Raw genomic sequence first — 24,818 nt, 5'->3', positions numbered from 1 at the left:
AAGACCTGTGCTGAATACGGCGCCCGATTTCACCCCCGGTAACGCTCTATCCTCAGACGCAGGACAATTTTCTCCCGCAGCGTCACAGGTGCATGCGTACAGCAGCACCGACGCATGAGCTCACGAATTTCCTCCTCGATACCGAGTTTCGCGAAACACCCCGGACACGCCTCGATGTGGGCCCTGAGTACCGCACGGCGCTCTGCCGTGGTCTCGCCGTCGAGAAGCTCGAACAGTGACTCGTAGACCTCACCGCAATCAGCCATACCCGATGTCTGGCCGCACGTCTCATCCCGCCGCGTCATTTGTCCGCTCCATTCCGTGCCTTCTTCGCCTCCGCGTCTCCCGACAAGGATTTCTGCCCATCCGCGAGATCAGGATGGTTCAGTCCGATGCCCTGCTCGCGGGCCACATCCTTCAACAATTCGCGAAGCTGTTTTCTTCCCCGGTGCAGCCTGCTCATCACCGTCCCGATCGGAGTATCCATGATCCCGGCGATCTCCTTGTAGGCGAGACCCTCCACATCGGCATAAAACACCACCATGCGGTAGTCCTCCGGAAGCTGATTCAGTGCATCGGTGATCTGCACGTCCGGCAGCTTCTTCAGCGCCTCGACCTCCGCCGACTCGAGACCGGCTGAGGTGTGCGACGACGTCTCGACGAGCTGGTGATCGGTGATCTCCTCCGTCGGCAACTGCGAGGGCTGACGCTGCGCCTTCCGGTAGGAGTTGATGTAGGTGTTGGTCATGATGCGGTACAACCAGGCCTTGAGGTTCGTTCCCGGGGTGAAGGAGCTGAACTTCTGGAAGGCCTTCATGTAGGTCTCTTGGACGAGGTCCTCCGCATCGGCGGGATTACGCGTCATCCGGAGGGCACCACCGTAAAGTTGGTCGAGCAAAGGCAGCGCCTCCCGCTCAAATCTGGCCGCCTGTTCGGCGGCACCGGTCATCGTGTCCGGCATTGGCGTCCCTTCCCTCTGCGTGTCGAGGCCCTCCCACCCACAGGTGTGCGGCGGGGTTCGGCGTCCGGCAGGCGCGTCTTGCAATGACGCGCGCATCCATCCCATTGTAGAAAAACACTGTTCCCCCGCGTACAACTGGCGGTATGTCGAAGCGTAAGTCAAAGTCACCCGGAGCAGGAACCGCCGCCCTCGTGGTGCTGAACGAGGCGGGGGTGAACCACACGGTGCACACCTTCGAGTCCGGCCACGACCATTTCGGGGCGCAGGCCGCGGCCGAGCTGTGCGGTCCCCTCGGGATAGACGAGGGGCAACTGTTCAAGACCCTGGTGGTGGACCTGACCGCCGGATCGGGGCCGAAACGAAGGCTCGGGGTGGTGTGTGTCCCGGTGACCGGCCACGTCAATCTCAAGGCCGCCGCGCGCGCGTTCGATGTGCCGAAGGTCTGCATGGCCGAGCCGCGCGACGCCGAGCGGTCCTCCGGCTACGTCACCGGCGGGATCTCCCCCATCGGCCAGAAGAATGCCCTGCCCACCGTCATCGATTCCTCCGCGCTGGAGTTCGGCGAGATCCTGGTCTCCGGTGGGCGCCGGGGCCTGGATGTCCAGCTCACCCCCGGTGATCTCGCGGCGGTGACCGGCGCACGGTTCGCAGCGGTCGCGGCACCGGGAGCACACTGACCGTCCCGACTCCACCGGGCCCGGGACCCGGGAACCCCGTTCGGAGGGAGCTGAAAGGAACCACCATGAATCCCGCTGAACAGCTCGTTTCCGGCCCTCGGGGCCGGGACCTGCTGCTGAATCTGGAGGACAACACGGGCCCGTCAGGCCCTTTGAACCTGTTTCACAGGGCGGCGACGACTCTCGACGTCGAATCTGGGGCGGGGACCATCTACTTCCCCTCTTCCTCCCCGTCGTCGGGAAAACCGGTTTCCCACGACTGCAGTGCCGGTGTCCACCTCCCTGACGTCGTTGATGTCGGGGACATCGCCGCCGCATTGCGGGGTGTGGAACTCGCGGAGATCACGTGGCCCGTGCTGCGCGACGCACTGGCCTGCTCCGTCGACAACGCCGCCTACTGGCAGGAACCGTACGGTGCCCAGATCCTCGCGGCAGCCCCGGAGATGCGCGGACCACTGCTCCGGATCGCCGGGGAACTCACCGATTCCCCACTGATGGACGTCCTCACGGCCCCGTTCGATCCAGAGCGGCAGTGGACGCTGTCGGTGCGGGGCTCCACCGCTCTGACATCGGGGGGCGGGAAACGCCTCACCGCGGAACGTGACGGACTGATCGCCCGGGAGGCCGCTGCGGCGGCGACATTCGACCCGGAGAAAGAAGTGTCGGGGGTCTGGTGGTCTGCTCCGATGGGAGCACCGGCCACCACGGCCCCGCTCCCGGACGGTGCCCCCTCCGCTCTCTGGTTCGAGGAGGACTCCTTCGACCTCGATCCCCGGGAGACGCGCCGGATAGTCGTCCCGGGAGACGCCAGGATCCTCGAGCTCACCGGTGCCGACTCGTGGGCGGATCTCTGTCGGCGGTTCCCGGTGGAGGTCACCCGGCAGCGCTACCACGACTGGCACCGCACCACGGGGCGTCGGGGGCGGTGGGTGATCCCGGACTGGGCCGCCGTCGCGGAGCACTATGACGCCGTGCACCTGACCCATCTCGGATATCTGTCGGCCGCCGGTAGAGCCATCGACGTGGACGCCGAAACAGCGTCCGTGATCGCCGGCTGGAACCCCGGCGAGACATACTGGCTGACCGATGTGGCGGTCGATGACCCGGTGCGCTGGTCGTGGGACGAGGACGGGAGGATCTGGGCCCGGGGCTGAGACTGCCCCTCAGTACGAGGCTCCGTCTTTCTCCAGATTTCCGGTGCCGCGGGTTCCGGGACAACGTTCACGGTGACCTACGGGGCGGTAATCACGGTGCTGTTGGTCGCCGTCGTCACCTGCGCGGTGGCTCTCCACCGGCCCCGCCGCGCGGTGAGGACCGTCACCCGGTGATCCGCCCGATGTCGTCGATCAACTGCGGCCCCTCGTTGCGCGCATTTCCCACCGCGCGGTCGACCTCCCGCAGTGACAGCCCAGACACCATCTCCGGGCGGGCCGGGCAGAGCAGCTCGCGGGCCTGCTCCGCAGCACCACCGATCCACGTCGCCACCTCCTCAGGGGCGAGAATCCGGGGCATGCGGTCGTGCAGCCAGCTCAATTGTTCACCGACTGGTGTGGTCGTGATGATCGTGGCGGAGACGTTGTCCAGGCCGGTGTCCCAGAGTCCGGCGATCCACATCGCCGGTTCCCCGTCCATCGGGTGCACGTAGTACGGTCGTTTCTCCCGCCACTCGTACCAGCCGTTGAGCGGAATCGCGCACCTCCTGTGGACGAACGCATCCCGGAATGAGGGTTTGTCCTGCACAGTCTCGGCGCGGGCGTTGAACAGCACCGGCCCTCCGTCGTCTGTTTTCCAGTGCGGCAACAAGCCCCACCGGGCGGGGGAGATCTCGACGTCGATCCCCGCCGGAACGTGCCCGACCATGCGCAGGATCGGGATGATCTGTGTGGGGGCGATGTTGTGCCGGGGCGGGGGCGTTCCGTGTGGCGCGGCAACGGAACGGATACCCGGCAGATCAGTCACTGCCCTGATAAGCGCTTCGGATGTGGTGAAGAGGACGAAACGACCGCACATAATTCCCTATCATGGAGGAGTGAATTCCCTGAAGCACTCTGATCCACCCCTGTGGTCCGCCCCCGTCGCATCCACCCCCATCGATTGCGAGGTCACGGTCCCCGGTTCGAAGTCCATCACGAACCGGGCGCTAGTACTCGCGGCTCTCGCCAACGGCCCCTCCACGATTCGTGGGGCACTGCGGTCCCGGGACACGGAGCTGATGATCAACGCGCTGCGCGGCATGGGTATCACCATCACCCCATCCGACGACGGCACGACGTTGACGGTCGATCCAGGCCAGCTCGGTGGCGGCGAGGTCGATTGCGGTCTGGCGGGCACCGTCATGCGTTTCGTGCCTCCGGTCGCGGCACTCGCGGGAGCCCCGGTTCATTTCGACGGTGACCCGCAAGCACGTAAACGCCCCATGTCCACCATTCTCGATGCTCTGCGTGATCTCGGTGTTGAGGTAACCGGCGACCGTCTGCCCTTCACCGTCGTCGGATCCGGTACACCCCACGGGGGAACCGTGGAGATCGATGCCTCAGCCTCCAGCCAGTTCGTGTCCGGTCTCCTCCTTGCCGGTGCACGTTTCGAGGCCGGACTCACCGTCGTACACACCGGTGACAAGCTACCGAGTCAGCCGCACATAGAGATGACCGTCGCGATGCTGCGGGAGGCGGGAGTCAGTGTCGATTGTTCGGCGGCGAACCGCTGGACCGTCCGACCTGGACGGGTTGGGGCCCGGGCGTGGCTCGTAGAACCGGATCTGTCCAATGCGACCCCGTTCCTCGCTGCGGCGGCGGTCACGGGTGGTCGTGTGCGCATCCACAACTGGCCCGCGCACACCACCCAGGCCGGGGACGCCATTCGAGGAATCCTCGCGGAGATGGGCTGTAGGGCGGAGCTCGCCGTGGATTCCCGGACCGGTCACACGTCGCTCACGGTCACCGGCCCCGCTGATGGTGAGCTGCGCGGCATTTCCCGCGACCTGGGGGACATCGGAGAACTGACCCCCACGGTCGCGGCCCTCGCCGCGCTGGCGTCTTCCCCCTCCGAACTGACCGGTATCGCACATCTTCGCGGTCATGAGACGGATCGGTTGAAGGCACTTGCCGACGGTCTCAACGCTCTCGGCGGTGACTGCACCGAACTTCCCGACGGTCTGCGCATCCGCCCCACGGGCCGGTCTGCGCTGCATGGCGGGGTGTGGGAGTCCCACCATGATCACCGCATGGCCACCGCGGGAGCGATCCTCGGCCTCGCGGTTTCCGGTGTCGAGGTCGTCGACATCGCAACCACCGGCAAGACTCTGCCGGGATTCGAACGGATGTGGGCGGAGATGCTCGCACCGGATGAGGAGGCGTCCGAGCGTGGGTAGGGGCCGGCGAGACTGGGACGAGTCCGATGTCCGGGTCCGCCCACCCCGTCGGGGAACCAGGCCGAGAACCAAGGAACGCCCGACCCATGATGACGCCGAGTTCGGAATGGTCGTCAGCAAGGATCGTGGCCGTTGGGGGGTCGTCCTCGACGGTTCCGATCCGCACTCCACTCCCCTGGTGTGCATGCGTGCCCGGGAACTCGGCCGCACCGCGATCGTGGTCGGTGACCGTGTCGGGGTCGTCGGAGACACCTCCGGTAACCCCGGGACACTCGCCAGGATCGTGCGCCTGGAGGACCGGACCAGCGTCCTGCGGCGGACCGCAGACGACACCGACCCTTACGAACGGATAGTGGTGGGTAACGCCCGTCAACTACTCATCGTTTCCGCCGTCGCCGATCCCCCTCCCCGGTCCGGTTTCGTCGAACGGGCGCTGATCGCCGCCTTCGTCGGCGGGCTGAAACCGATTCTGTGCCTCACCAAGTCCGATCTCGCGGACCCCTCCGAGTTCGCCGCGGAGTTCCGCGATCTGGACGTACCCGTCGTGATCTGCGGCATCAATGATCCGCTGGACCCCATCCGGGAGATTGTCGACCACTCCGTGACCGCATTGATCGGGCATTCGGGGGTCGGTAAATCGACGCTGGTGAACCGCCTCGTACCCGACGCCGATCGGGCCACCGGTGTGGTCTCCGGGGTCGGGAAGGGACGGCACACCTCCACGCAGTCGGTGGCACTCCCGCTCCCGGACGGCGGCTGGATCATCGACACCCCGGGCATCCGTTCCTTCGGTCTCGCCCACGTCGACGCGGACAGCGTCGTCGGGGTGTTCGGTGATCTCGCCAACGCGGCCGCGGACTGTCCCCGGGGATGCACGCACGCAGGCCCGCCCGCAGATCCTGAATGCGCCCTGGATACCCTGGTGGGAGCCAGTGCCCGCCGAGTCACGGCCGTTCGCAACCTCCTCGTGGCTCTACGCAGCAACGACGACTGGGAGCGACAGGAGTAGGTCATGGGATGGTGGGTAGGAAGCGGGCACTCCCGCGAGCAGGACAAGCAGGGTAATCCGTTGACCGAGCGTAAGCTCACCGACGCCCATCACGACCGCGACACCCACCCCCGTGAACCCGGGGCCAGCCCCGTTCCCCGTCCACCGATGACGGAGACCCCGCTCAACCGGCTCGCCGTCATGGCCATCATCGCCGGTACCTTGACCGGGGTTCTCGTCGCGGCGGGTAACCACCTTATCGTCCTGACCGAACAATGGATCTACGGGGCCAACCACCTCATCGTCCTCGACCCCGGCAGTAACGTGTCTCCGGGACGGCTCGCTCTGACCCTCATCTGCGTCGGTATCGTCACCTCCTGGATCTGGTATCTCCTCGAACGCTTCGGTAGGCCCGCGGTGTCGGTCCCGGGGGCAATGCACGGCAACCCCATGCCCCTGTTCGAGACCTCCCTCTCCGCGTTCACCCAGGTCGTTTCCGTCGCTGCGGGAGCACCCGTCGGGCGGGAAAACGCTCCCCGACTGATGGGCGGGATGGTCGCGTCTCGGCTGGCCACGGCACTATCCATCGATGCCGGTGCCCGGCGTATCCTCGTGGCATCTGCAGCGGGTGCCGGGCTCGCTGCCAGTTTCCACCTGCCCCTCGCGGGAGCATTGTTCGCACTCGAACTGCTGCTCGTCGAGATGTCCACCCGCACCGTCGTAACGACGATGCTGACCTCCGCCACCGCCGTCGCCACCACGGCACTCTTCGTGGAACCGCACCCCATCTACCACACGGTGCCGCTCAACGAACACCCCAGGACTCTCCTCGCGGCGATCCTCGTCGGCGCGGTTTCCGGGATATCCGGCCACTGGTTCGGGATTCTCGCGCGGAAAGCCGCAGCGTCACGGCCCCGGGATGCCAACATCCTCTGGGAAATGCCGTTCGTGTTCACCCTGTGCGCAATCGCCGCCTACTTCCTACCCGGTGTGTCCGCAAACGGGCGCTGGGCTGCTGAGACCGTATTCACGGCGGGCCTGCCCATCGGGATTCTGGTCCTGCTCGGCATTGCCCGCGGCGTCATCATCCTCGCCTGCTTCCGAGCGGGAACCGTCGGCGGTACGCTCACCCCGGCATTTGCACTCGGAGCATTGACCGGCGGAGTCATCGGCATCATCTGCCAACCACTGTTCCCCGACGTACCCGTCGCAGCCTTCGCGCTCCTCGGCGCAGGGGCGTTCCTGTCCACTACGATGGCGGCCCCGATGTTCGGCATGATCGCGGCCGTTGAGTTCACTGACCTCCCTGCCCAGGGATACCTGGCCATGTTCGTCGCCGTCATCACCGCCGCACTCGCCGTCCGGGTGTGGGGTCTCATCGTGAACAAAGATCAACGCCAACTACCGTTCACCTACGCAGCATGGACGAGTGAAGCCTCCGTCAAACCCTGATAATGGGCGACGCCCGCTCCTCATACGGGGTACGGAAGGGGCGGGCGTCGACAGTCGGGACCGGACGGATCAGCCGCGACCTGTGACCGGTGTGCGGTAGACACTCCGACCCGAGAGTCCCCGGATCCCCTCGACGACCGACGGACGCAGCTTCTCCAGCATTTTCAGACCGGTGCGCAGCCCCTTGCGGACACCATCGGCAGCGACGCCGACGTGCAGCTTCTCCTCCACCTCAGGGTGTTTCGTGAACGCCGCGTTCGACCGAACCTCCGGAGCATTGTCCGGGTCAGCCGCAAGATACTTGTTCGGCAGCGACAACTTCAGCAACGTCCGCTGCACCTTGAGAAGCTGCATCGGGAAGGAATCGGTGTTGTAGGGCAACTCGAATTCGCGCGCGATCTCCTCGACCCGCTTCCCTACCTCCGCAAGCCGGTTCGAGGGCATGTCCGGGAACAGGTGGTGCTCGATCTGGTAGTTCAAGTTGCCGGAAAGGATCGTCAACAGCTTTCCGCCCTTGAAGTTCGCCGAGCCAAGCATCTGCCTCAGATACCACTCGTTGTGGTCCTCCGTGGCGTACTGCTCCTTCGTGAAAGTCTCCGTCTCGTCGGGGAAGTGCCCGCAGAAGATCACCAGGTACGCCCACACGCTGCGAATCCAGTTGGCGAAGGCATTCGCGGTGACGGTGTGCACATAGTTCGGTCCCGAGAGCGCAGGGAACATGACGTAGTCCTTGACCACCTGCCGCTTCGACTTGTGCACCGCCTCCCAGAAGCGGACCTTCGTCTCATCCCATCCCTGTTTACCCGCGAAATAGCGGCCGAGCTCCACATCGTAGAAGGCGATCGCCCACTGGAAAAACGACGCCAGAACCACGTTGGTCACCGGCTGAAACGCGTGTTGCGGGGTCCACTTGCGGTCACGGGTCACCCGCAGAATGCCGTATCCCACGTCATTGTCCATGCCGATGATGTTGGTGTACTTGTGGTGCACGTAATTGTGGGAATGCATCCACTGGGAGGACGGGCAGGTCATATCCCATTCCCAGGTGGTCGAATGAATCTCCGGATCATTCATCCAGTCCCACTGCCCATGGATGACGTTGTGCCCGATCTCCATGTTCTCCAGGATCTTGGAAACCGCAAGCATCCCACTGCCTGCCCACCAAAGCGGTTTCTTGTGGCTGAACAGGAGAGTGGCCCGCCCGGCGATCTCCAGGGAACGCTGGAAACGGATCAGTCCCTTGATGTACCGGACGTCCCGCTCCCCGAGATCCGCCTCTATCTCCGCTTTGATCGCGTCGAGTCGACGCCCGATCTCGGCGATGTCTTCGTCGGTCAGATGGGAGTATGCCCGGATATTGTCGATGGCCATATGAGTGTCCTTGTGTGTGTTCGGGATATCAGGATGTACGGGTGGAGAAAACGCAGTCGGGTCGGTGCCCGGGAGTCAGACGTCAATGGCGACGTCGCCTGCGGCGACGCATACGCAGGTACGGATCCGCTCACCCGGCCCGTGGATGTCCCCAGTCCGCAGGTCGTGGACATGCCCGCCGGTCAGGGGCCGGACGCAGGTCTGGCAGATACCCATCCGACAGCCAAAGGTGAGCTGAATCCCCACGCTTTCCGCCGCTTCGAGCAGTGTCGTCGCTCCGTCCGCGTGACAGGTTCCACGGTGCCCGAAGGTGATCTCGCCGCCAGTCGCCTCACTGCTCCGGTCGAGGGTGAAACGCTCAGTCCGGAGTTCCTCCTCGGTGTCGAGACCAGCCCACCATGCTTCCAGGGCATCAAGCATCTCGTTCGGGCCGCAAGCGTAGGCTGTGCGCTCAGCTACGTCGGGTACGAGTTCCCCAACCGCCTCCGGGGTGAGCCGCCCCTGCCGTCCCGTGATGCGCACAATGGCCGTGAAACCAGGGTAGTTACCACGGAACTTCTCGATGACATCCGCGAACAGCAGATCTTCTTCGGTGCGCACCGAGTGGATCAGGGTGACGTCGCCGAACTGACTCCGGTCGGCGAGGGTACGCAGCATACTGATCACCGGGGTGATACCCGTCCCCGCGGTAATGAACAGTAGCTTCTCCGGGATGGGGTCGGTCAGGTGAAAATCCCCCGCGGGAGCACCGATGCGCACCAGCATGCCCGGGTGGGCGCTACCCACCAGGTGGTTGGACAGTTTTCCCCGTTCAACCGCGCGCACGGTGATGGAGAGCAGATCCCCCGCCGGGCGGGGGCTACAGGTCAACGAATAGGAGCGCCAGACGTACCGCCCGTCGATCTGTACCCCGATCCCGATGTACTGTCCCGCCTCGAAATCGACGGGTACACCCCACCCTGGACGAATGACGAGATTGATGGTGTCCTCCGTGGCCCTGGAGGCACTGACGATCTGCCCCCGCAGTTCCCGCACCGACCACAGCGGGTTGACCAACTGGGTGTAATCGTCCGGCAGGAGTGGAGTGGTGAAACGTCGTAGTACATGGCGCAGGGCGCCGAGGCCGTCCCGTGCTCTGGCGGCTTTTGTTACCACAGGTGATTCACTGTCCTTACGCATTCCCGAATATTCGTACGACACCGTAGCTTACGGCATCGTAGGTTACCGTGTCCATGCAGGACATGACACAGGATCAGGGCGAGCGGATGATCTGCAGCCCCTGACCGGGAACAACGCCACCAAAAAATCAAGCCGCAACATTGACTGATAACCCCGCCACCCCCACTGGAGGACTACCCGGCACGGATCAGAGAAGCTCGACCAACGCTCCGAGCTCCTGGACCTCGTACCACGCCATGAAATTGTCCAGAGCGTCGCCAACAGTCAACTCCGCATCCTCATCTCCGAGATCCGCAGCATCCACAACCTGTACCGCCGCAGCCGTCGCCCCCTCACTTCCCGCAATATCAACATGGAAGCACACGACGTCATCCAGGTTCACCCGGGGTGGATCCAGCCGAACCACGGATTCCCCCGATTCAGCGGAAAACGAGACAGCGTCATCATCAATGTCTGCGGAGACCACCACCCGACGATGCGGAAAACGCTCCTGCTCACCGGTAGCCAAGAGACGTAAAGAGGCACGCGCGGCATCCAGAAAAGCCAGGTGCGCAATCTCTTCCTCATCTCCGGAAGTGTAGAACTCGAGAAGCGCCGGGGTAACGGCAAAACCCCAGCCTCCCCGCGCAGAGAGAACACGCTCCTGCGCGAGTTCCGCAAGCATGTCGAAAGTCGCCGGAATATAGACACGCACGGGTCAGAACTCTCCTTCGATGCCGAACAGTCCGGTGATCTCCACTACAGCGCGATCAAACTGCTGATAATAAACACCGACCAGTCCCGCGCGCACCGCCGCATGAACGTTGAGGATGGAATCATCGACCATGACGCAATCCTGACGCCTCAGCTCGATTGCGTCAGCCGCAGCCTGGAATGCCGCCTCATCAGGTTTCTCCACCCCAACTTCACCGGAGAGCACCACAGCATCCACGACGCCCCGGTACTCCAACTCCCGGATCGGCTCCGCTCCCGGGCCGCCCGGGTCATTCGACAGCACAGCCGTGGCCACACCGTTGCTCTTGGCTGCAGCCAGCAGATTACGCCAACGGCGCTGGTCTTCTTCAGGTCCGTCCAGGACACCACAGTAATCGACGATCAGTCCACGCACTTTTGTTCTCTCCGCTCCTCGAACACGTTTCTGCGCACCCGACCACCCGGTCGGCGCGTGCCGACGGGCGGACATCAACCGATGCCCGTAACCCCGGCACCACCAAGGTAGTCGGTCACTACCCCGCCTGTCGCCCCGAAGCATCCGATGACCACTTGTGATCCCGGGAGAACACCGTTACACATGCTCAACCCTGCCCCCACAGGGAACCTGAAGGCACCTGAACCCGGTCAATAACAACAGATCAGTCCCCTCCCAGTACCCAGGAGCAGAAGATGCTGAGCACACTACCAGGACACATCCACCTGAAAACCCTTCCCGAGCCGAGCCACCGAGGCTTCTCCTCCCACCGGGCGGTCGCCCGCAGATCCTTCAGTCCCTCAACCCAGGCGTCCCAGGAGGCGGTGCGCGCGAGCCACCGCCTCACTATGATCAGCCTCGAGGCCGCGTTCGCGGTCCGTTCCCCCTCCCAACTCCGTATGTCTGAATATTCGGCGCAGGTCCGACAACTCGTACAGATCCGACACAGAAGGGCACTCCGCGCCCGTGGGACGACGGGTGGCCGGGTAGCACTGACTTCCCTCCACATCCGGAGAGAGGATCACCACCCCGGGACCTCGGACGGTTCCCGGGGCACCGTCCTGGAAATCTGTGGATCAGCACAAGCAGTCGGGCGGAGATGGGCATTCGCCGCCCGACTAGAAAGAGAATCCGAGTCCCGCCCCTGGCGGATGGCCGTCCTCAAACTCTTCTGACCGCTCAGGAGGTTCCCAGGCCTGCGCAGCTCCATCACCTATCACGGTGGCGGATGCGCTCACCGGCCATCCGACCGGCACACATCCGCGCCACCACCCTCCGGGGAATCGGAGGACCACAACCGGTCAGGGAATCAGGATTCCTTCCGGAGGGAGTCCGGGACCGAAGGCTCACTGTCTTCGACGTAATCCATCAGGTCATCTCCATCGAGTTTGCCGTCTTTGTTCAGGTCAGCGGTTCCCTCTTCCTCAATCTTCGGGAGTGCCTGCTTACGTAGGATGAACAGCTTGCGGACGGTCTCTTCCTTGATGCCGTCCTTCATCGCATGGAACATGTCGCCGCCCTCCTTCTGATATTCGACCAGTGGATCGCGCTGTGCCATCGCACGCAGACCGATACCCTCCTTCAGATAGTCCATCTCATAGAGGTGTTCCCGCCACTTCTGGTCAACCACGCTGAGGATCGCCATACGCTCAACGGAACGCATCTGCTCCTCCGAGCCCTGGGTGATGACGAAATCCTCCATCTCGTCGTACTGCGCGTGCACATCCTTGAGCACGGCATCCAGCAACTGCTCCGCGGTGAGTTCTCCCGGCTGCCCGTATTCACTCCCAGAGACGAGACTCTTCCAGGACATGGACGGCCCGTAGAGGCTCTCCAGTGCGTTCCAGAGACGATCGAGGTCCCAATCCTCCACATACCCGTTCGACGTCTCCTCCGCGACATACGCGGTGACCGTGTCATCGATCATCGCCTGCACCTGGGGTCCGACGTCCCGGCCCTCGAGGATCTGCCGACGTTCACGGTATATGACCTTGCGCTGCTCGTTCATCACCTCGTCGTACTTGAGCACGTTCTTGCGCATCTCAAAGTTCTGGTTTTCGACCTGCGCCTGTGCGCCCTTGATCGAGTTGGAGACCATCTTCGCGTCGATGGGCATATCGTCCGGCACATTGAGCCGGTTCATCATGTTCTCCATCGTCGCACCGACGAAACGAACCATGAGGTCATCACGCATGGAGAGGTAGAAGCGCGTCAGACCAGGATCACCCTGACGCCCCGAACGACCGCGCAACTGATTGTCGATGCGGCGGGACTCGTGACGCTCCGTACCAAGGACGTAGAGGCCCCCGGCCTCCCGAACCTGCTCGGCGAACTTCTCGGATTTCGCCTTCATCCGGGCGATCTCCTCATCCCACGCATCCTCGTACTCCTCCGGATTCTCCACGGGATCGAGCCCCCGCTCACGCAGGTTAATGTCGGCGAGGATGTCCGGGTTACCGCCCAACACGATGTCCGTACCGCGACCGGCCATATTGGTGGCGACGGTGACTGCGGAGGGAAGACCGGCCCGGGCAACGATCTCAGCCTCCTGCTCATGGTGCTTGGCGTTCAACACGTGATGCCGGATGCCACGCTTCTGGAGCAGGCTGGAGAGATACTCGCTGCGCTCAACAGACGTGGTACCCACGAGAACGGGCTGCCCCTTCTCGACCCTCTCCGCAATATCGTCAACCACTGCCGCGAACTTCGCCTCCTGAGTCTTGTAGACCAGGTCCGTGAGATCCTCGCGCTGATTCGGCCGGTTGGTGGGGATCGGCACCACGTTGAGCTTGTAGATCTGGTGTAGCTCAGCAGCCTCAGTTTCGGCGGTACCCGTCATACCGGCGAGCTTGTCGTAGAGACGGAAATAGTTCTGCAGGGTGATCGTGGCGAGCGTCTGGTTCTCGCTTTTGATCTCTACCCCTTCCTTGGCTTCGATCGCCTGGTGCATGCCCTCGTTGTAGCGGCGACCGGGCAGCACACGGCCGGTGAACTCATCAACGATCATCACTTCACCGTTGCGGACGATGTAGTCCTTGTCACGGGTGAACAGCTCCTGCGCTTTGATCGCATTGTTCAGGTAACTGACCAGTTGGGAATGCTCCGGTGCGTAGAGGTTGTCGATGCCGAGCTGATCCTCGACGAACTCGACCCCCTCTTCCCGCACACCGATGGTCCGCTTCCGGTGATCCACCTCATAGTGGACGTCGAGGCGCATTCTCGGGACGATCGTGGCGAAAGCGGAATACCACTCACTGGAGCCGTCCGCAGGACCCGAGATGATCAACGGTGTCCGGGCCTCGTCAATCAGGATCGAGTCAACCTCGTCAACGATGGCGTAATGATGCGGACGCTGCACCAGGGCATCAACGCTCTGTGCCATGTTGTCCCGCAGATAATCGAAGCCCAGTTCATTGTTGGTTCCGTAAGTGATGTCAGCGTTGTAGGCACGACGGCGTTCATCCGGCCGCATGTTGGAGAGGATCACGTCCGTCTCCAGACCGAGGAAACGGTGTACACGCCCCATCCACTCGGAGTCACGCTTGGCCAGGTAGTCATTCACCGTAACCACGTGGACGCCCTTGCCTTCCAGAGCATTGAGATAGGCCGGCAACACACAGGTCAAGGTCTTGCCCTCACCGGTGCGCATCTCCGCGACATTACCGAAATGCAGCGCGGCACCACCCATGATCTGCACGGGGTAGTGCTTCTGACCGAGTACCCGCCACGACGCCTCCCTGGCCACCGCGAAGGCGTCCAGCAGGATATCGTCGAGGGTTTCCCCCGCCGCCAGACGCTCCCGGAACTGGTCCGTGAAGGCCTTCAGCTCTTCATCGCTCACATCGGCGTACTTCGGCTCAAGGGCGATGACCTCGTCGGAGATCTTCTTCAGGCGCTTCACGGCGCGCCCCTCACCGACTCGGAGGATCCGGGACAGTCCAAACACGGGCAGTCGTCCTTTGTCTTTTGGGGTTCAAGCGGATAGATTCCCGATCATTCTACGCGCCCTCCCAGACATGGGAAGCACCCGCCACCTCACATCCGGTGTGAGCGACGGGTGCCGGGCACCTCCCGACGGGGTCAACACAACCCTGTAGAGAGCATCAGTACCGCACGAGAAACACGGTGAAAATCTGCGGAGATCACTCCTCCGGTTCAGTCAGTGTGATCAAGCCGTAGTCGAATGCACGACGACGGTAGACCACCGACGGTTGACCGTTCTCCTCGTTCACGAAGAGGTAGAAGTCGTGTCCGACCAGCTCCATCTCCGATAGCGCGTCATCAACACTCATCGGCACAGCCGGGTGTTCCTTCGAACGGACGATCTGGCCGGGAACCACGTCCTGGACACTGTCCGCGTACGGATCAACATCGAACGGACCCTGCGGCTCCTCAACTTCCTTCGGCTTCGCGGTGAGTTCGGCGGCAATCTCACCGGTGGACAGCGGTGCCCGGTGCCCCGAACGGCTGATCTGCCGCCGTGCCTTCACCTTGCGCAGCGACCGTTCCATCCTGCTGAGTGCGGTCTCCAGGGCAGCGTAGAAGCTGTCTTCCTTCGCCTCGGCGCGGGCGATGTGGCCCTTGCCGGTCGCGGTGATCTGGATCTTGTCGCTCTGATCACTGCGTCGCGGATTCGGCTCGTGCTGGAGCTCGACGTGGAAGAAGGTCAACGTCGGGTCCAGGCGCTCGATCTTGGCGAGCTTCGAATTCACGCGTTCCGCGAAGTGCTCCGGAACCTCCACGTTACGGCCTGTAATACTCACCTGAGTCTCAGGACGCAGGCCGTCTTTGTTGTCAGCAGGCATGGTCATTGCTCTTACCTCCCGGTATCGGCCACCGCACAGAAGTGGGTGGGATTACCCACGACGTCCACGGTGACGGGGACTACTGCAACCTCAAGTTTACCTTCCGGTCATAACCATTGAGACGAATACCCCCGGAGCCTAAGCAGCGGTAAGCGCAACTACCCCCATGACCTTTATTCCGGCGGCAGCGAGGCACTCAACTGTGGCAGATACGGTTGCCCCCGTTGTCACCACATCATCAACGAGAACCACCGACTCCGGGCTTCTCAGGCCCCTGGGATCAGGGGAGTTCAAGCGGACTGCACCCGCTAGATTCGCCCGCCGAGCCGCCGCATCGAGCCCAACCGAATCGGCGGTGGACGCACGGAGGTGCACCAGTGGCACCACAGTGAATCCAGTCGCGCGGCACACCGAAGTTACCGGATCACCGCCCCGCAACCGAGCCATCCGCCTGCGGGTAGGCGCAGGTGAAAGGGTAAGAAAGGACGGGTCCGGTAATTCTCCCCGGGCAGCGAGAAAACGAATCGCGGATCCCAGTACTGCACCGATCGCCGGGACAGCGTCGCGTCTGCCACGCTCCTTGATCTCCAGGATCGTCGAACGGTGTACACCACCCCAGGGCCCCAATGCGAACACCGTCACCCGGGGATCGATCCGCGGGTCGACACGGAACGGGGGCGTCCGCCAGACCATCCGACAAAGTTCACACAATGTCACCCCTGCTGATCCACAACCGACACACCGCCTCGGGAGCAGAAGTTCAAACACGGACACACCCCCGCTCGGATTCCTCTAGTCCGCGACCACCGGCACCGCGCGAGTTCCCTGGAGCGCCGGAACTTCACGCCAGAACGCTGCAGACGGTGTCGACGACGGGAGCTGGAGCATCGCATGAGCGTCAGTCACATAAAGGGTGTTCGAGGATGCTGCGACCGCAACGACCGGGGCAGTGAGGTTACCGGTCGGCAGAGAAGTCACCGCAGAACCGTCAACCTCGACCCGCCAGACAGGTGTGTCCGGTGAGGAGGTACCGACCAACAACGAACCATCCGGCTGCCATGAGAGGGCGAGTGCCGTATCGCCGATGGCCGGTGCGATCTCCACGGGCCGCACGATCTTTCGCTCTCCCGGCGCGGGCCGGGCGACCGTTCCCACCCATACCCTGCCGTTGCGGATCATCGCGACCCGCACGCCATCCGGGGAGAGACGGAGAACGGAGATGAGCTGATCGGGACCCCCGTTGTCAGGTTCATCAAGTACCCCGGCTGCAACCTCCACCTGGGAGAGCTCCCCCGTGGACGTCGAACGTGCGACACGAGCGATGGTTCGCCCGTCCAGGACGGTCCACAGGGCGGTGGCCTCGTACTCGAAGCTCGGCTGTGTCAGCGTCCCAGCCGTGAGCACCTCCGTGGTCTGGCCCCCGACCGGCCCCAGCAGAAGCCGCGATCTGCCCAGACCGGCCACCGGCGCCGGCACCGAATCCGTGTCACCGTCCGCTCCCGGTTCGCCCGTACTTTTCCGGGTTTCCACGACCGCGACCACCCCGCCAGATGACGAGATCTCCGCGGACGCGATGGTGCCCGCCTCACCCAGCGGGCCTGCGACAGGCCGCGACGTCGCCCCATCGACGAGGAATAGCGATCCCTCATTCAACGCGTAGAGCGGACTGATCGCACCGGCAAACGCATTGGGATTGAACTCCGCAACATCCTCCACCGTGAGTGCCTCGTGCACCGGATCAACCGGAGTTCCGTCAAGTTCAACTCGGTAGGGGCCGCGGGTCCCCGCATGAGCAAGGGTCCAGACGACCTGCGCCGCGAACCTGTGACGCTGATCGATGTCGAGGTCACCGAATCCGGTGAAACGGTAGACTCCACCCTCCATTCCGGTGAACACAGCCTCCGGTGGAATCTCATTGACTACACCGGGAGCCAGATCATGCTGCGGTCCCTCCATGAGGAGGGAAAGCAGGGCGGTATCCAGCGATGCCTGCCCGTTGTACACCCATCGCCGGTCGCGCACCAGGAATTTTCCGGTCGGGGCGAAGAAAAACAATTCGTAGGGACTGAACTTATTGCGGAGTTCCGTCCGTTCAAGAACCACTCCCGGTGGAAGAGATGAGATCCGCCACTCACCGTTCACCCGCTCCAGTTCCATCGTGGCCTCATACTCACCGTTCTCCGGGGTATAGACGCCACCCGCCCCCAGGGTTCCGACGACGGTTCCACGAACCTTGTAGGAGATCGACTGATTCGTCGCCCCCGGCTCAGCGTTGAGATCGATACGATCAAGGATTAGGGTTGCCGCGGTATCGTCCCAGTTGGTGGCCATCGATTCAGTGAGAAACACTCTCGCCGCCTGATGTTTCTGGGCCGGGTTTCCCGCTGCAGTGAAGAATCCCCGAAGCAGGAGGTCCGGCTCCTGGCCTGGAACCGGAGCGAGTTCATCCCCGTTCGGATGGGTTCTCTCGAAGGAACGGATCGCCTGCGGAGCGGAATCCCCGGGGAGACTCGTGCATCCGGAAAGCACAGTCGGGACCATCAGCAGGGCACACAACGAACGTAGGCGTCGGTTCATCAACTGCGCTCATCCTCGCCATCGGTATCCGGTATCGGGGGAAAGACACCAACTGTAGGCTCCGGTTGCGGCAGAACCTGTTCCTGGACGCCATCGGGCAGACCCGGCGGATCCCTGTCGTCCTCAACGGACAATGGCAGTGGAGGATCACCGACCCAGACAGATCCCGGGGTCATGGGAAGGGTGAGCCTGAAGCAGGACCCCACGCCGATCTCGCCAATCGCTTCCAGCGCCCCTCCGTGGAGCACCGCGTCCTCGTGGGAGATCGCCAAGCCGAGTCCGGTTCCACCGGAATGCCGGACCCTCGACGGATCAGCCCGCCAGAAACGGTTGAACACAAGAGCCTCCTGTCCTGGTTTCAGTCCGACGCCGTGATCTGTGACAGTGACCGCTACCACATTATCTCCGGTGCCGATACGGACATGGACGGGATTACCCTCCGAATGGTCCACCGCGTTTGCCAGGAGGTTTCGCAGGATCCTTTCGATCCGGCGGGAATCCCCCACGAGTGCAACCGGAGTGGAGGGGTGATCGAAGGTGACGTCGACCCCGAGTTCTTCCGCGAGATGCTGCACCTGCTGCCACGCTGCAGCGACACACGTCCGCAGATCGATACGTTCCTCAGAAAGATCCGCCACCCCGGCATCATGCCGGGAGATCTCCAGCAGGTCCGTGAGGAGGGACTCGAACCTATCAAGCTCCCGAACCATCAGTTCTGCGGCACGCCGAGTGTAGGGATCAAGCTCATCCGCCCTATCCGCGATCATGTCGGCTGCCATACGCACCGTCGTCAACGGTGTGCGCAACTCGTGGGAAACATCAGACGTGAACTGTCGCTGGAGGTTCCCGTACTCCTCAAGCTGACGGATCTGCTTCGACAGGGATTCCGCCATGGCGTTGAAACTCATGGCCAATCGCGCCATCTCATCCTCACCGTCCACACGCATCCGTTCCCGCAGGTGCCCGGCAGCGAAACGCTGCGCGATCCGGGACGCGGACCGTACCGGCGCTGTGACCTGTTGGGTCAGCAACCACGCGATACCGACGAGGAGCAGAATGAGAACCACTCCGCCGAATGAGAGCAGCCCCCGCATGAGAGCGAGCGTCGCCTCCTCGTTCTCAAGGGGAAGAACCAGATAAAGCTGCAGACCTGGGATATCCGACTCAGTCGGTGTCCCGATGATGAGTGCCTTGTACACCGAACCATCGGCCCGGTCGATCGTGGCGTACTGGTAGGAGATCTGCCCTTCCGAGACGAAGGTCCGGAGCCGGTCAGGTATTCGGTACGCCTCCGGAGATGTCGCCATGACGTTCCCGTTCTCCGTGACGACGAGGACGGGTTCGAACACCGCCACGGACTCCGCAGTCGCACCCGCACCCCGATTGGTCAACGCCGCGCGGGCGGAGTTGATACGCACCTGCGTCGAATTCGAGGTGTCCGTCGCCGCCACCTGCTGTTCGACGATTCCCCGGGCGCGGTCAATCTCGGACGTGGCTATCGACAGTTTGGACTCGATCAGCCGCTGGGCGACGATGCTCACCATCGCGAGCCCGAGAATCAACACCACCGCTGCTGACGCGGCCAAAATCGAACCGATGACCCGAACCTGGAGCGAGGTACGCCACGCCTCCGTGAGCCGCTTCCGCACACCCGTGAGTTGTCTTTCTAGAACTGTCCCGCTCCCTCATGTTCCCGTCCACCAGCACCTGATACGGTGCCGCTAGTCTCCGGCTCCTGTTTTGTACCCAACGCCACGAACCGTCAGTACGATCTGCGGATTCTCGGGATCCTTCTCGATTTTCGCCCGAAGCCTCTGAACGTGCACATTGACGAGGCGGGTATCAGATGCATGCCGGTACCCCCATACCTTCTCCAGGAGTTCCTCCCTGGTGAACACCTGACGAGGCCGACGCGAAAGCTGCAGGAGAAGATCGAATTCGAGTGGAGTGAGCTGAATCTCCTCGGTTCCACGTTTCACCATGTGCCCGGGAACATCGATTGTGAGATCACCGACTTCAAGCACTTCACCCGGTTCATCGTCGATACGACGAAGACGCGCACGGATCCGGGCGACCAGCTCCTTCGGTTTGAAGGGCTTGTTGACGTAGTCATCCGCTCCGGACTCCAGCCCCAGGACAACGTCGACGGTGTCCGTCTTCGCCGTCAACATCACGATAGGCACCGTGGATTTCTTCCGGATGATCCGGCAGATATCGATGCCGTTCATACCGGGAAGCATGAGATCCAAGAGAATCAGATCCGGTTGCTCCCGCTCCGCTGCAGCCACCGCCTTCGTACCATCCATGACCGCGACGGTATCGAAACCCTCGGCTTGGAGAACGATGGTGAGCATCTCTGAGATGGCGGGGTCGTCATCGACCACCAGAATCTTGGCGTTCATCTGTCCTACTTCACGTCTGTGTCCGGGGTTGTCCTGCGGCGGCCCCGGGATACGGGAAAGTACCCAACCTACGATGGTGCCGCGCGGTTCACTCCCCAGATACTACCCAGGCTTACCCGTCACGTCTGTTTTACGGCTTCCGGTGCCCTCACCCGAACCTCGGATGGTGGCAAGCGCATCGAGCACCAACCGCGCAGCTTCGCCTGTATCCCGGGGTGAAACGATGAGCCAGGGCCCATACCACGATTCCTCCGCGAGCCGACGGTAGACGGACAATGTCCGCTCCTGCAGACCACGATCGGACTCGTACCGGTCGCGCGTACGGGAACTGTCCGCAGCCTCCCTCGAAGCCGCCCGCGTGGCGGCGATGTCCACCGAGGTGTCCAGCAACACCTGCAGATCGGGAACCGGCAGACCCAGATCCCCAAACTCCAGTTCAGCGATCCACGCACACTGTGAGAAATCATCGGCCCGGGCAGCAGAATAAGCCGCATTACTCGCCACATAACGGTCGAGCAGAAGCAGCTCTGGCCCCCCTTGAAACCCATCCAAAATATCCCTGGCGCCGAATCTGTCGAGGGCGAACAGCGTTGCCATTCCGCTGATGCTGTCCGTGAGATCCCCCATCTCCCCGTGCAGTGCCCGGGCAGCCAGGCGTGCAGGCACTGAACTGTCATAACGTGGGAAACACAGGACCTTCGCCCCCGTCCGGCGTCGGAGCTCCGTGACAAGGGTGTTCTTTCCTGCCCCGTCGATACCTTCAATACTGACGATCATGGAAATGGTGGCCCGGATCAGGCAACAACGCCGAGCGCCTCGATATAGGGCTCAGTGTCGTACTCCTCATCGACCTCCTCGAGGATCGCGGTGGCGTCATCGTAGAGCGATTCATCCCCTCGCCCAATGAGCTCCCGGATGAACGGGTACTCCTCGACCACATCACCGGCGGAGTACGGGGCACCGGCCCAGATCGCAGCGATCGTGGCAGCGCACTGTCCGTTCAACCGATCGTCGTCCGTGACGTGCGGATCCCCCAGCAACAACTTGCAGGAATCCGCCACCGCCTCGACGATGTCATCACCGTCGAGGGTGGCCAACTCATCCAGAAAGTCCGTGTTTGCCGGATCGTTGAGGATCTTGTTATCCCATACACCCATGTGGACTTCTCCTGCTCTCTCGAGGGCAACAACACCCTTGACCGGGGTTCCCGGACCGGGCACCATGCTAGTGTTTTTACTGTCATAGAGCCGCCACCTGCGGTTTCCACCCGGCGACAGACCTGGTTCTCCGAGCGATGGACAGGTTTTCCGAGGAGAATGCGATGAGACGAGAGATGGGGAAGACCCTCACCTTCGCCGCCATCGGTTGTCTCACCGCCACCGCTATCGGCTTCGGAGTCTGGCGTTCAACGGCTCCAGCCCCCACCTTAGCCACAACTGCACGGGGTTCTGCAACCACCACACCAGAGGCTGCGGAACCGCTTCCGACAACGGCATCACAAACACAGGTCGCACCCGTTTCACCACCCGCCACAGATCCTCGGGAAGGCCCCGTCGAGGCGCGTACCCCCGGCACAAATCGAGTCATCGTCGACCGATCTGACCCCCTACTGCCTCCGAACGCCTTCATTCCGGAATCCGGGGTCGGTGTTACCCGTACAGCGCAGCCGACCATGACCTTCCGTCCCTCCGCCGAGCCTGCGCCAACCAGAGACCTGTCCACCACCCCTGCGCAACCGTCCCCTACCCCCGGTAGGCCGTCCACGACGGAACAGCAGCCCACCGCTACATCTGAGGACGCCTCTGAAGAGCAGACTGATCCACCGTCCTCAACACCGGCGGTGGACACCGGCCCCACCGAAAGCAGTACTGCCGACCCCGGTGCTCCGGATGATGTCGACCCTCCTGCAATCGAACCCCCTGAGCCACCGTTGGTTCTGCCGGGGAAAGAGCCAGACACGGAGGCGGATACGTCAGTTCAGCAATCAGACGGGACACCGCCGCCCGCAACCTCGACAGCACAGGCGAGCAGCGTCATCCGAATCACCCCCGGAACGGTCACTCCGACATCTATGCCTTCGCCACGAACAACTGCGCCCCCTCCGGAGCAGACACCGTGACCGCACTGTCTGAGGCGGGAACCCAGAGAGCGGAGCCGGGAGCCAGAATGAGAGGTTCATCCTCGACACCATGACTCGCCGTGACCTGGCCCGCAGTGCAGAGCGCGATAACTGGGCCGTCATGTTCCAGGACCGTCGACGATCCAGGACGAAGGTCGAACCGCGTCAGATCGAACTCGGCGGTGGGAACCGGATAGTGGGTTGACTCGCCGTCCGCTTCACTGTCCACCAGTGGTTTCGCCAACGCCCGGAAAGTGAGCACTCTGACCAGTTCGGGAACGTCAACATGCTTCGAGGTGAGACCGCCACGTAGCACATTGTCGGAGTTCGCCATGATCTCGACGCCCATCCCGGCAACATACGCGTGCAATTGGCCTGCATCGAGGAATACCGCCTGCCCCGGTTTCAGATTGATCTTGTTCAGCAGGAGCGCCCCCAGAACACCGACGTCACCGGGGTAGCGTTCATTCAGCGCCAGGATGTTCCGCAGTACGTCGAGGATCCACGCTTCACTGTCCCCTCGATCCAGGGCCGATCGGATACAGCGGGTGACGCTCTCAATGAGAGCTAACCGCGTGGCCGCCGGAATGGTGATCCACGTGGTGAACAATGCCCGGAGGTTCGTTTCCTCATGCTCCGGGTCAGTGTCCAGCATGGTGAGGTACCGCGCAAGTTCGGGACAGGCTATGGCATCGAAGACCCGCACCGTCTCGTTGAGCGGACGGAATCCTGCCAGCGCCTCAAAATCTGTGAGCGCGACGATCAACTCGGGTTTGTGATTGTCATCCCGGTAGTTGCGGTTATTCGCGGTCCGAGACAAACCCGCAGCGTCTTCTCTGGCGCAGCCCTCCCTAGCTTGCTCCAGAGACGGATGCGCCTGAAGGGACAGTGGTTCCGCGGCGGCGAGAATCTTCATCAGGAACGGCAGCCTACCGTCGTACTGGGCGCAGACCCTCGGCCCCAGAGCGGACTCGGGGTCCACCGCGATGATGTCGATCAACGGTGTGTCCCCCACCGTGGAGGAACCACCGGGATGCGACCCGAACCACAGTTCCGCCTCGGGCCGAGCCGACGGTGTCGGCAGCCCCCGGAGTTCCGCGATGGCCGTACGGGATCCCCACGGATAGGCACGGATCGTCCCTGTCAACAGATGCATGTTTCTGAAGTCACGTCCTCATTCGGTGGCGCGGTAAATGGATGCGGCCCAGCCGCGGGTGGTAAGGCGCAGTGCGCCCGCGAGCCGCCCGGGCGCGGGATCCCCGCACCCCTGAGCGACCGCATCCGGTAGCTGCGTGTCGTCAGCGGCCCAGATGACGATCCTCAAGGATAGCACCGCAGGGGCGTCGTCAAGATGCGGGTCATAGAACAGATCCACTGTCGACGGTCGTAGCGCAGGTAGAGCCATGCCCAGTTCAGGCCGAGAAATCACGGCCCCCGGAAGTCCCGCCACATCCCAGATCGAAGCGACAACGGATGCGACCGCCATCCCGACCGGATGTTCCGCAGAGTGGATGATCCGTCGCCCCTCGACGCTGTCCCGCAGTCTCCTGGCGGGGTTAACCAGCTCATCACGTTCAGGTCTCACGGACATCAACTCCGTGTCGATCTCATCGGCGACGCGCTCCAGGGAATCCACAACAAGAGTCCGATCCTGCTCCAGTAGATCCAGAACGGCGTCAACGGTCGCTGCAACCCTCGCAGGGGATGTCGCCTGAACGGTCGGTGGTTCCGGGACAACCACAACCCGGGCAGGGGCGTCTTCGGTGAGCGGCCCACGCGAGGGACCGATGAGGACGGTCACGCATCCGCGACTCACCGCCGCCGACATCGCGCGGGCACACTCCGGGGAATCCGCGCGCCCCGAGGCAATGATCACCACATCAAGAGGTCCAGCATAGGAGGGCAGCACATCCGCCACTACCATCGGCTGGCGCAGTGGAGAGCGCAGAGCGACCGCGAGCTGCGCGGCGCGGGCTGACAGGGTGTCTCCCGCGACGATGATTAGGCTGCGGGGCCGGATTCCCGCGAGATCACCAAGTGCCCCCTCCGCAATGAATCCGGCCACACATCTCACCTGAGCACCCTCATGGGCGACGTCAAAGAATCTGACGGCATCACCGTCATACCCCGATCCATCGACCCAACCGTTGCCGTGGGTATCGTCCACCATGCCGCAGAGATCCTTCCTCGGTACGAAGACAGCGCCTCCGGATGAGCTGCCGCCCCCGG

Annotated in this window: 24 protein-coding genes; 6 read left to right on the top strand and 18 right to left on the bottom strand. The window is 63.0% G+C overall.

Going from position 1 to position 24,818, the window contains the following annotated elements:
* Positions 1-29: 29 nt before the first annotated feature.
* Positions 30-305: a mycothiol system anti-sigma-R factor gene (gene rsrA, locus QWU43_RS08325; protein WP_370914377.1), complete on the bottom strand. Its 276-nt coding sequence runs from the start codon at positions 303-305 to the stop codon at positions 30-32.
* Complete coding sequence (locus tag QWU43_RS08320; RefSeq protein WP_370917572.1) at positions 302-961, bottom strand: sigma-70 family RNA polymerase sigma factor; 660 nt, start codon at positions 959-961, stop codon at positions 302-304. Before QWU43_RS08320 ends, rsrA begins: the two co-directional genes overlap by 4 nt.
* 143 nt (positions 962-1,104) lie before the next feature.
* Here QWU43_RS08320 and QWU43_RS08315 point away from each other — a divergent pair, with 143 nt between their 5' ends.
* Positions 1,105-1,638: an aminoacyl-tRNA deacylase gene (locus tag QWU43_RS08315; protein ID WP_370914379.1), complete on the top strand. Its 534-nt coding sequence runs from the start codon at positions 1,105-1,107 to the stop codon at positions 1,636-1,638.
* Positions 1,639-1,703: 65 nt separating this feature from the next.
* Positions 1,704-2,792 carry a hypothetical protein gene (locus QWU43_RS08310; protein ID WP_370917571.1) on the top strand — a complete coding sequence of 363 codons (1,089 nt, stop codon included), beginning with the start codon at positions 1,704-1,706 and terminating at the stop codon, positions 2,790-2,792.
* 163 nt (positions 2,793-2,955) lie between these two features.
* Here the strand turns inward: QWU43_RS08310 and QWU43_RS08305 are convergent, their stop codons facing one another.
* Positions 2,956-3,648: an SOS response-associated peptidase gene (locus tag QWU43_RS08305; RefSeq protein WP_370917570.1), complete on the bottom strand. Its 693-nt coding sequence runs from the start codon at positions 3,646-3,648 to the stop codon at positions 2,956-2,958.
* A gap of 19 nt (positions 3,649-3,667) precedes the next feature.
* On the opposite strand from QWU43_RS08305, the gene aroA reads away from it, so the two are divergent.
* The 3 genes from aroA to QWU43_RS08290 all read left to right on the top strand — a co-directional run bounded on the left by aroA (position 3,668) and on the right by QWU43_RS08290 (position 7,448).
* The gene (gene aroA / locus QWU43_RS08300) at positions 3,668-5,008 is read left to right on the top strand and encodes a 3-phosphoshikimate 1-carboxyvinyltransferase (protein WP_370917569.1); all 1,341 of its coding nucleotides are present in this window, start codon (positions 3,668-3,670) and stop codon (positions 5,006-5,008) included.
* On the top strand, positions 4,983-6,017 hold the full coding sequence (gene rsgA / locus QWU43_RS08295) for a ribosome small subunit-dependent GTPase A (protein WP_370914383.1): 1,035 nt from the start codon (positions 4,983-4,985) through the stop codon (positions 6,015-6,017). The genes aroA and rsgA overlap by 26 nt, the downstream gene beginning before the upstream one ends.
* 147 nt (positions 6,018-6,164) lie before the next feature.
* Positions 6,165-7,448 carry a chloride channel protein gene (locus QWU43_RS08290; protein ID WP_370914892.1) on the top strand — a complete coding sequence of 428 codons (1,284 nt, stop codon included), beginning with the start codon at positions 6,165-6,167 and terminating at the stop codon, positions 7,446-7,448.
* 69 nt (positions 7,449-7,517) lie between these two features.
* On the opposite strand, the gene QWU43_RS08285 is transcribed toward QWU43_RS08290, so the two are convergent.
* The 4 genes from QWU43_RS08285 to QWU43_RS08270 form a co-directional block, all read right to left on the bottom strand.
* The gene (locus tag QWU43_RS08285; RefSeq protein ID WP_370914384.1) at positions 7,518-8,819 is read right to left on the bottom strand and encodes a fatty acid desaturase; all 1,302 of its coding nucleotides are present in this window, start codon (positions 8,817-8,819) and stop codon (positions 7,518-7,520) included.
* 75 nt (positions 8,820-8,894) lie between these two features.
* Positions 8,895-9,998 carry a ferredoxin reductase gene (locus tag QWU43_RS08280; RefSeq protein WP_370917568.1) on the bottom strand — a complete coding sequence of 368 codons (1,104 nt, stop codon included), beginning with the start codon at positions 9,996-9,998 and terminating at the stop codon, positions 8,895-8,897.
* Positions 9,999-10,185: 187 nt separating this feature from the next.
* Entirely contained in the window at positions 10,186-10,692 is a 507-nt protein-coding gene (locus QWU43_RS08275; protein ID WP_370914386.1) for a hypothetical protein, read from the bottom strand.
* Between the two features lie 3 nt (positions 10,693-10,695).
* Positions 10,696-11,181 carry an HAD family hydrolase gene (locus tag QWU43_RS08270; protein WP_370917567.1) on the bottom strand — a complete coding sequence of 162 codons (486 nt, stop codon included), beginning with the start codon at positions 11,179-11,181 and terminating at the stop codon, positions 10,696-10,698.
* 200 nt (positions 11,182-11,381) lie between these two features.
* Between QWU43_RS08270 and QWU43_RS08265 the strand changes: the two genes are divergently transcribed.
* Complete coding sequence (locus QWU43_RS08265) at positions 11,382-11,861, top strand: hypothetical protein (RefSeq protein WP_370917566.1); 480 nt, start codon at positions 11,382-11,384, stop codon at positions 11,859-11,861.
* A gap of 134 nt (positions 11,862-11,995) precedes the next feature.
* Here the strand turns inward: QWU43_RS08265 and secA are convergent, their stop codons facing one another.
* The 11 genes from secA to QWU43_RS08210 form a co-directional block, all read right to left on the bottom strand.
* Positions 11,996-14,632 (bottom strand): preprotein translocase subunit SecA, encoded by a 2,637-nt coding sequence (secA, locus tag QWU43_RS08260; RefSeq protein ID WP_370914389.1) that lies wholly within the window; start codon positions 14,630-14,632, stop codon positions 11,996-11,998.
* Positions 14,633-14,828: 196 nt separating this feature from the next.
* Positions 14,829-15,497 carry a ribosome hibernation-promoting factor, HPF/YfiA family gene (gene hpf / locus QWU43_RS08255; protein ID WP_370914390.1) on the bottom strand — a complete coding sequence of 223 codons (669 nt, stop codon included), beginning with the start codon at positions 15,495-15,497 and terminating at the stop codon, positions 14,829-14,831.
* A 132-nt stretch (positions 15,498-15,629) separates the two neighbouring features.
* Entirely contained in the window at positions 15,630-16,184 is a 555-nt protein-coding gene (locus QWU43_RS08250) for a ComF family protein (protein WP_370917565.1), read from the bottom strand.
* 99 nt (positions 16,185-16,283) lie between these two features.
* The gene (gene lpqB / locus QWU43_RS08245; protein WP_370914392.1) at positions 16,284-18,068 is read right to left on the bottom strand and encodes an MtrAB system accessory lipoprotein LpqB; all 1,785 of its coding nucleotides are present in this window, start codon (positions 18,066-18,068) and stop codon (positions 16,284-16,286) included.
* Entirely contained in the window at positions 18,068-19,717 is a 1,650-nt protein-coding gene (mtrB, locus tag QWU43_RS08240) for an MtrAB system histidine kinase MtrB (RefSeq protein WP_370917564.1), read from the bottom strand. Before mtrB ends, lpqB begins: the two co-directional genes overlap by 1 nt.
* 72 nt (positions 19,718-19,789) lie before the next feature.
* Positions 19,790-20,470, bottom strand: a complete 681-nt coding sequence (gene mtrA, locus QWU43_RS08235; RefSeq protein WP_370914394.1) for an MtrAB system response regulator MtrA — start codon at positions 20,468-20,470, stop codon at positions 19,790-19,792.
* 102 nt (positions 20,471-20,572) lie between these two features.
* Positions 20,573-21,247 carry a dTMP kinase gene (locus QWU43_RS08230; protein ID WP_370917563.1) on the bottom strand — a complete coding sequence of 225 codons (675 nt, stop codon included), beginning with the start codon at positions 21,245-21,247 and terminating at the stop codon, positions 20,573-20,575.
* 17 nt (positions 21,248-21,264) lie between these two features.
* Complete coding sequence (locus QWU43_RS08225) at positions 21,265-21,627, bottom strand: hypothetical protein (protein ID WP_370914396.1); 363 nt, start codon at positions 21,625-21,627, stop codon at positions 21,265-21,267.
* 82 nt (positions 21,628-21,709) lie between these two features.
* The gene (locus QWU43_RS08220; protein WP_370914397.1) at positions 21,710-22,318 is read right to left on the bottom strand and encodes a hypothetical protein; all 609 of its coding nucleotides are present in this window, start codon (positions 22,316-22,318) and stop codon (positions 21,710-21,712) included.
* Between the two features lie 221 nt (positions 22,319-22,539).
* Positions 22,540-23,745 carry a mannose-6-phosphate isomerase, class I gene (gene manA / locus QWU43_RS08215; RefSeq protein ID WP_370914398.1) on the bottom strand — a complete coding sequence of 402 codons (1,206 nt, stop codon included), beginning with the start codon at positions 23,743-23,745 and terminating at the stop codon, positions 22,540-22,542.
* An 18-nt stretch (positions 23,746-23,763) separates the two neighbouring features.
* A complete protein-coding gene (locus QWU43_RS08210) occupies positions 23,764-24,759 on the bottom strand; it encodes a hypothetical protein (RefSeq protein ID WP_370914399.1) in 996 nt (331 codons plus the stop codon).
* Between the last annotated feature and the right edge of the window lie 59 nt (positions 24,760-24,818).

Origin of the sequence: Corynebacterium sp. CCM 9204 (genome assembly GCF_041357695.1) — a bacterium.
GTDB lineage: Bacteria > Actinomycetota > Actinomycetes > Mycobacteriales > Mycobacteriaceae > Corynebacterium.
Note: the sequence above shows the minus strand (reverse complement) of the source record. Positions and strands in the feature narration are given on the sequence as shown.

Excerpts from the sequence above, each read along its gene's own strand:
- QWU43_RS08280 (WP_370917568.1), bottom strand. The coding sequence starts at position 9,998 with ATGCGTAAGGACAGTGAATCACCTGTGGTAACAAAAGCCGCCAGAGCA.
- QWU43_RS08230 (WP_370917563.1), bottom strand. The coding sequence starts at position 21,247 with ATGATCGTCAGTATTGAAGGTATCGACGGGGCAGGAAAGAACACCCTT.
- lpqB (WP_370914392.1), bottom strand. The coding sequence starts at position 18,068 with ATGAACCGACGCCTACGTTCGTTGTGTGCCCTGCTGATGGTCCCGACT.
- mtrA (WP_370914394.1), bottom strand. The coding sequence starts at position 20,470 with ATGAACGCCAAGATTCTGGTGGTCGATGACGACCCCGCCATCTCAGAG.
- rsrA (WP_370914377.1), bottom strand. The coding sequence starts at position 305 with ATGACGCGGCGGGATGAGACGTGCGGCCAGACATCGGGTATGGCTGAT.
- QWU43_RS08290 (WP_370914892.1), top strand. The coding sequence starts at position 6,165 with ATGACGGAGACCCCGCTCAACCGGCTCGCCGTCATGGCCATCATCGCC.
- QWU43_RS08265 (WP_370917566.1), top strand. The coding sequence starts at position 11,382 with ATGCTGAGCACACTACCAGGACACATCCACCTGAAAACCCTTCCCGAG.
- QWU43_RS08315 (WP_370914379.1), top strand. The coding sequence starts at position 1,105 with ATGTCGAAGCGTAAGTCAAAGTCACCCGGAGCAGGAACCGCCGCCCTC.
- hpf (WP_370914390.1), bottom strand. The coding sequence starts at position 15,497 with ATGACCATGCCTGCTGACAACAAAGACGGCCTGCGTCCTGAGACTCAG.
- QWU43_RS08210 (WP_370914399.1), bottom strand. The coding sequence starts at position 24,759 with ATGGTGGACGATACCCACGGCAACGGTTGGGTCGATGGATCGGGGTAT.
- QWU43_RS08310 (WP_370917571.1), top strand. The coding sequence starts at position 1,704 with ATGAATCCCGCTGAACAGCTCGTTTCCGGCCCTCGGGGCCGGGACCTG.
- QWU43_RS08270 (WP_370917567.1), bottom strand. The coding sequence starts at position 11,181 with ATGTCCGCCCGTCGGCACGCGCCGACCGGGTGGTCGGGTGCGCAGAAA.
- QWU43_RS08225 (WP_370914396.1), bottom strand. The coding sequence starts at position 21,627 with ATGGGTGTATGGGATAACAAGATCCTCAACGATCCGGCAAACACGGAC.
- QWU43_RS08285 (WP_370914384.1), bottom strand. The coding sequence starts at position 8,819 with ATGGCCATCGACAATATCCGGGCATACTCCCATCTGACCGACGAAGAC.
- QWU43_RS08250 (WP_370917565.1), bottom strand. The coding sequence starts at position 16,184 with ATGGTCTGGCGGACGCCCCCGTTCCGTGTCGACCCGCGGATCGATCCC.
- QWU43_RS08305 (WP_370917570.1), bottom strand. The coding sequence starts at position 3,648 with ATGTGCGGTCGTTTCGTCCTCTTCACCACATCCGAAGCGCTTATCAGG.
- QWU43_RS08320 (WP_370917572.1), bottom strand. The coding sequence starts at position 961 with ATGCCGGACACGATGACCGGTGCCGCCGAACAGGCGGCCAGATTTGAG.
- manA (WP_370914398.1), bottom strand. The coding sequence starts at position 23,745 with ATGCATCTGTTGACAGGGACGATCCGTGCCTATCCGTGGGGATCCCGT.
- rsgA (WP_370914383.1), top strand. The coding sequence starts at position 4,983 with ATGAGGAGGCGTCCGAGCGTGGGTAGGGGCCGGCGAGACTGGGACGAG.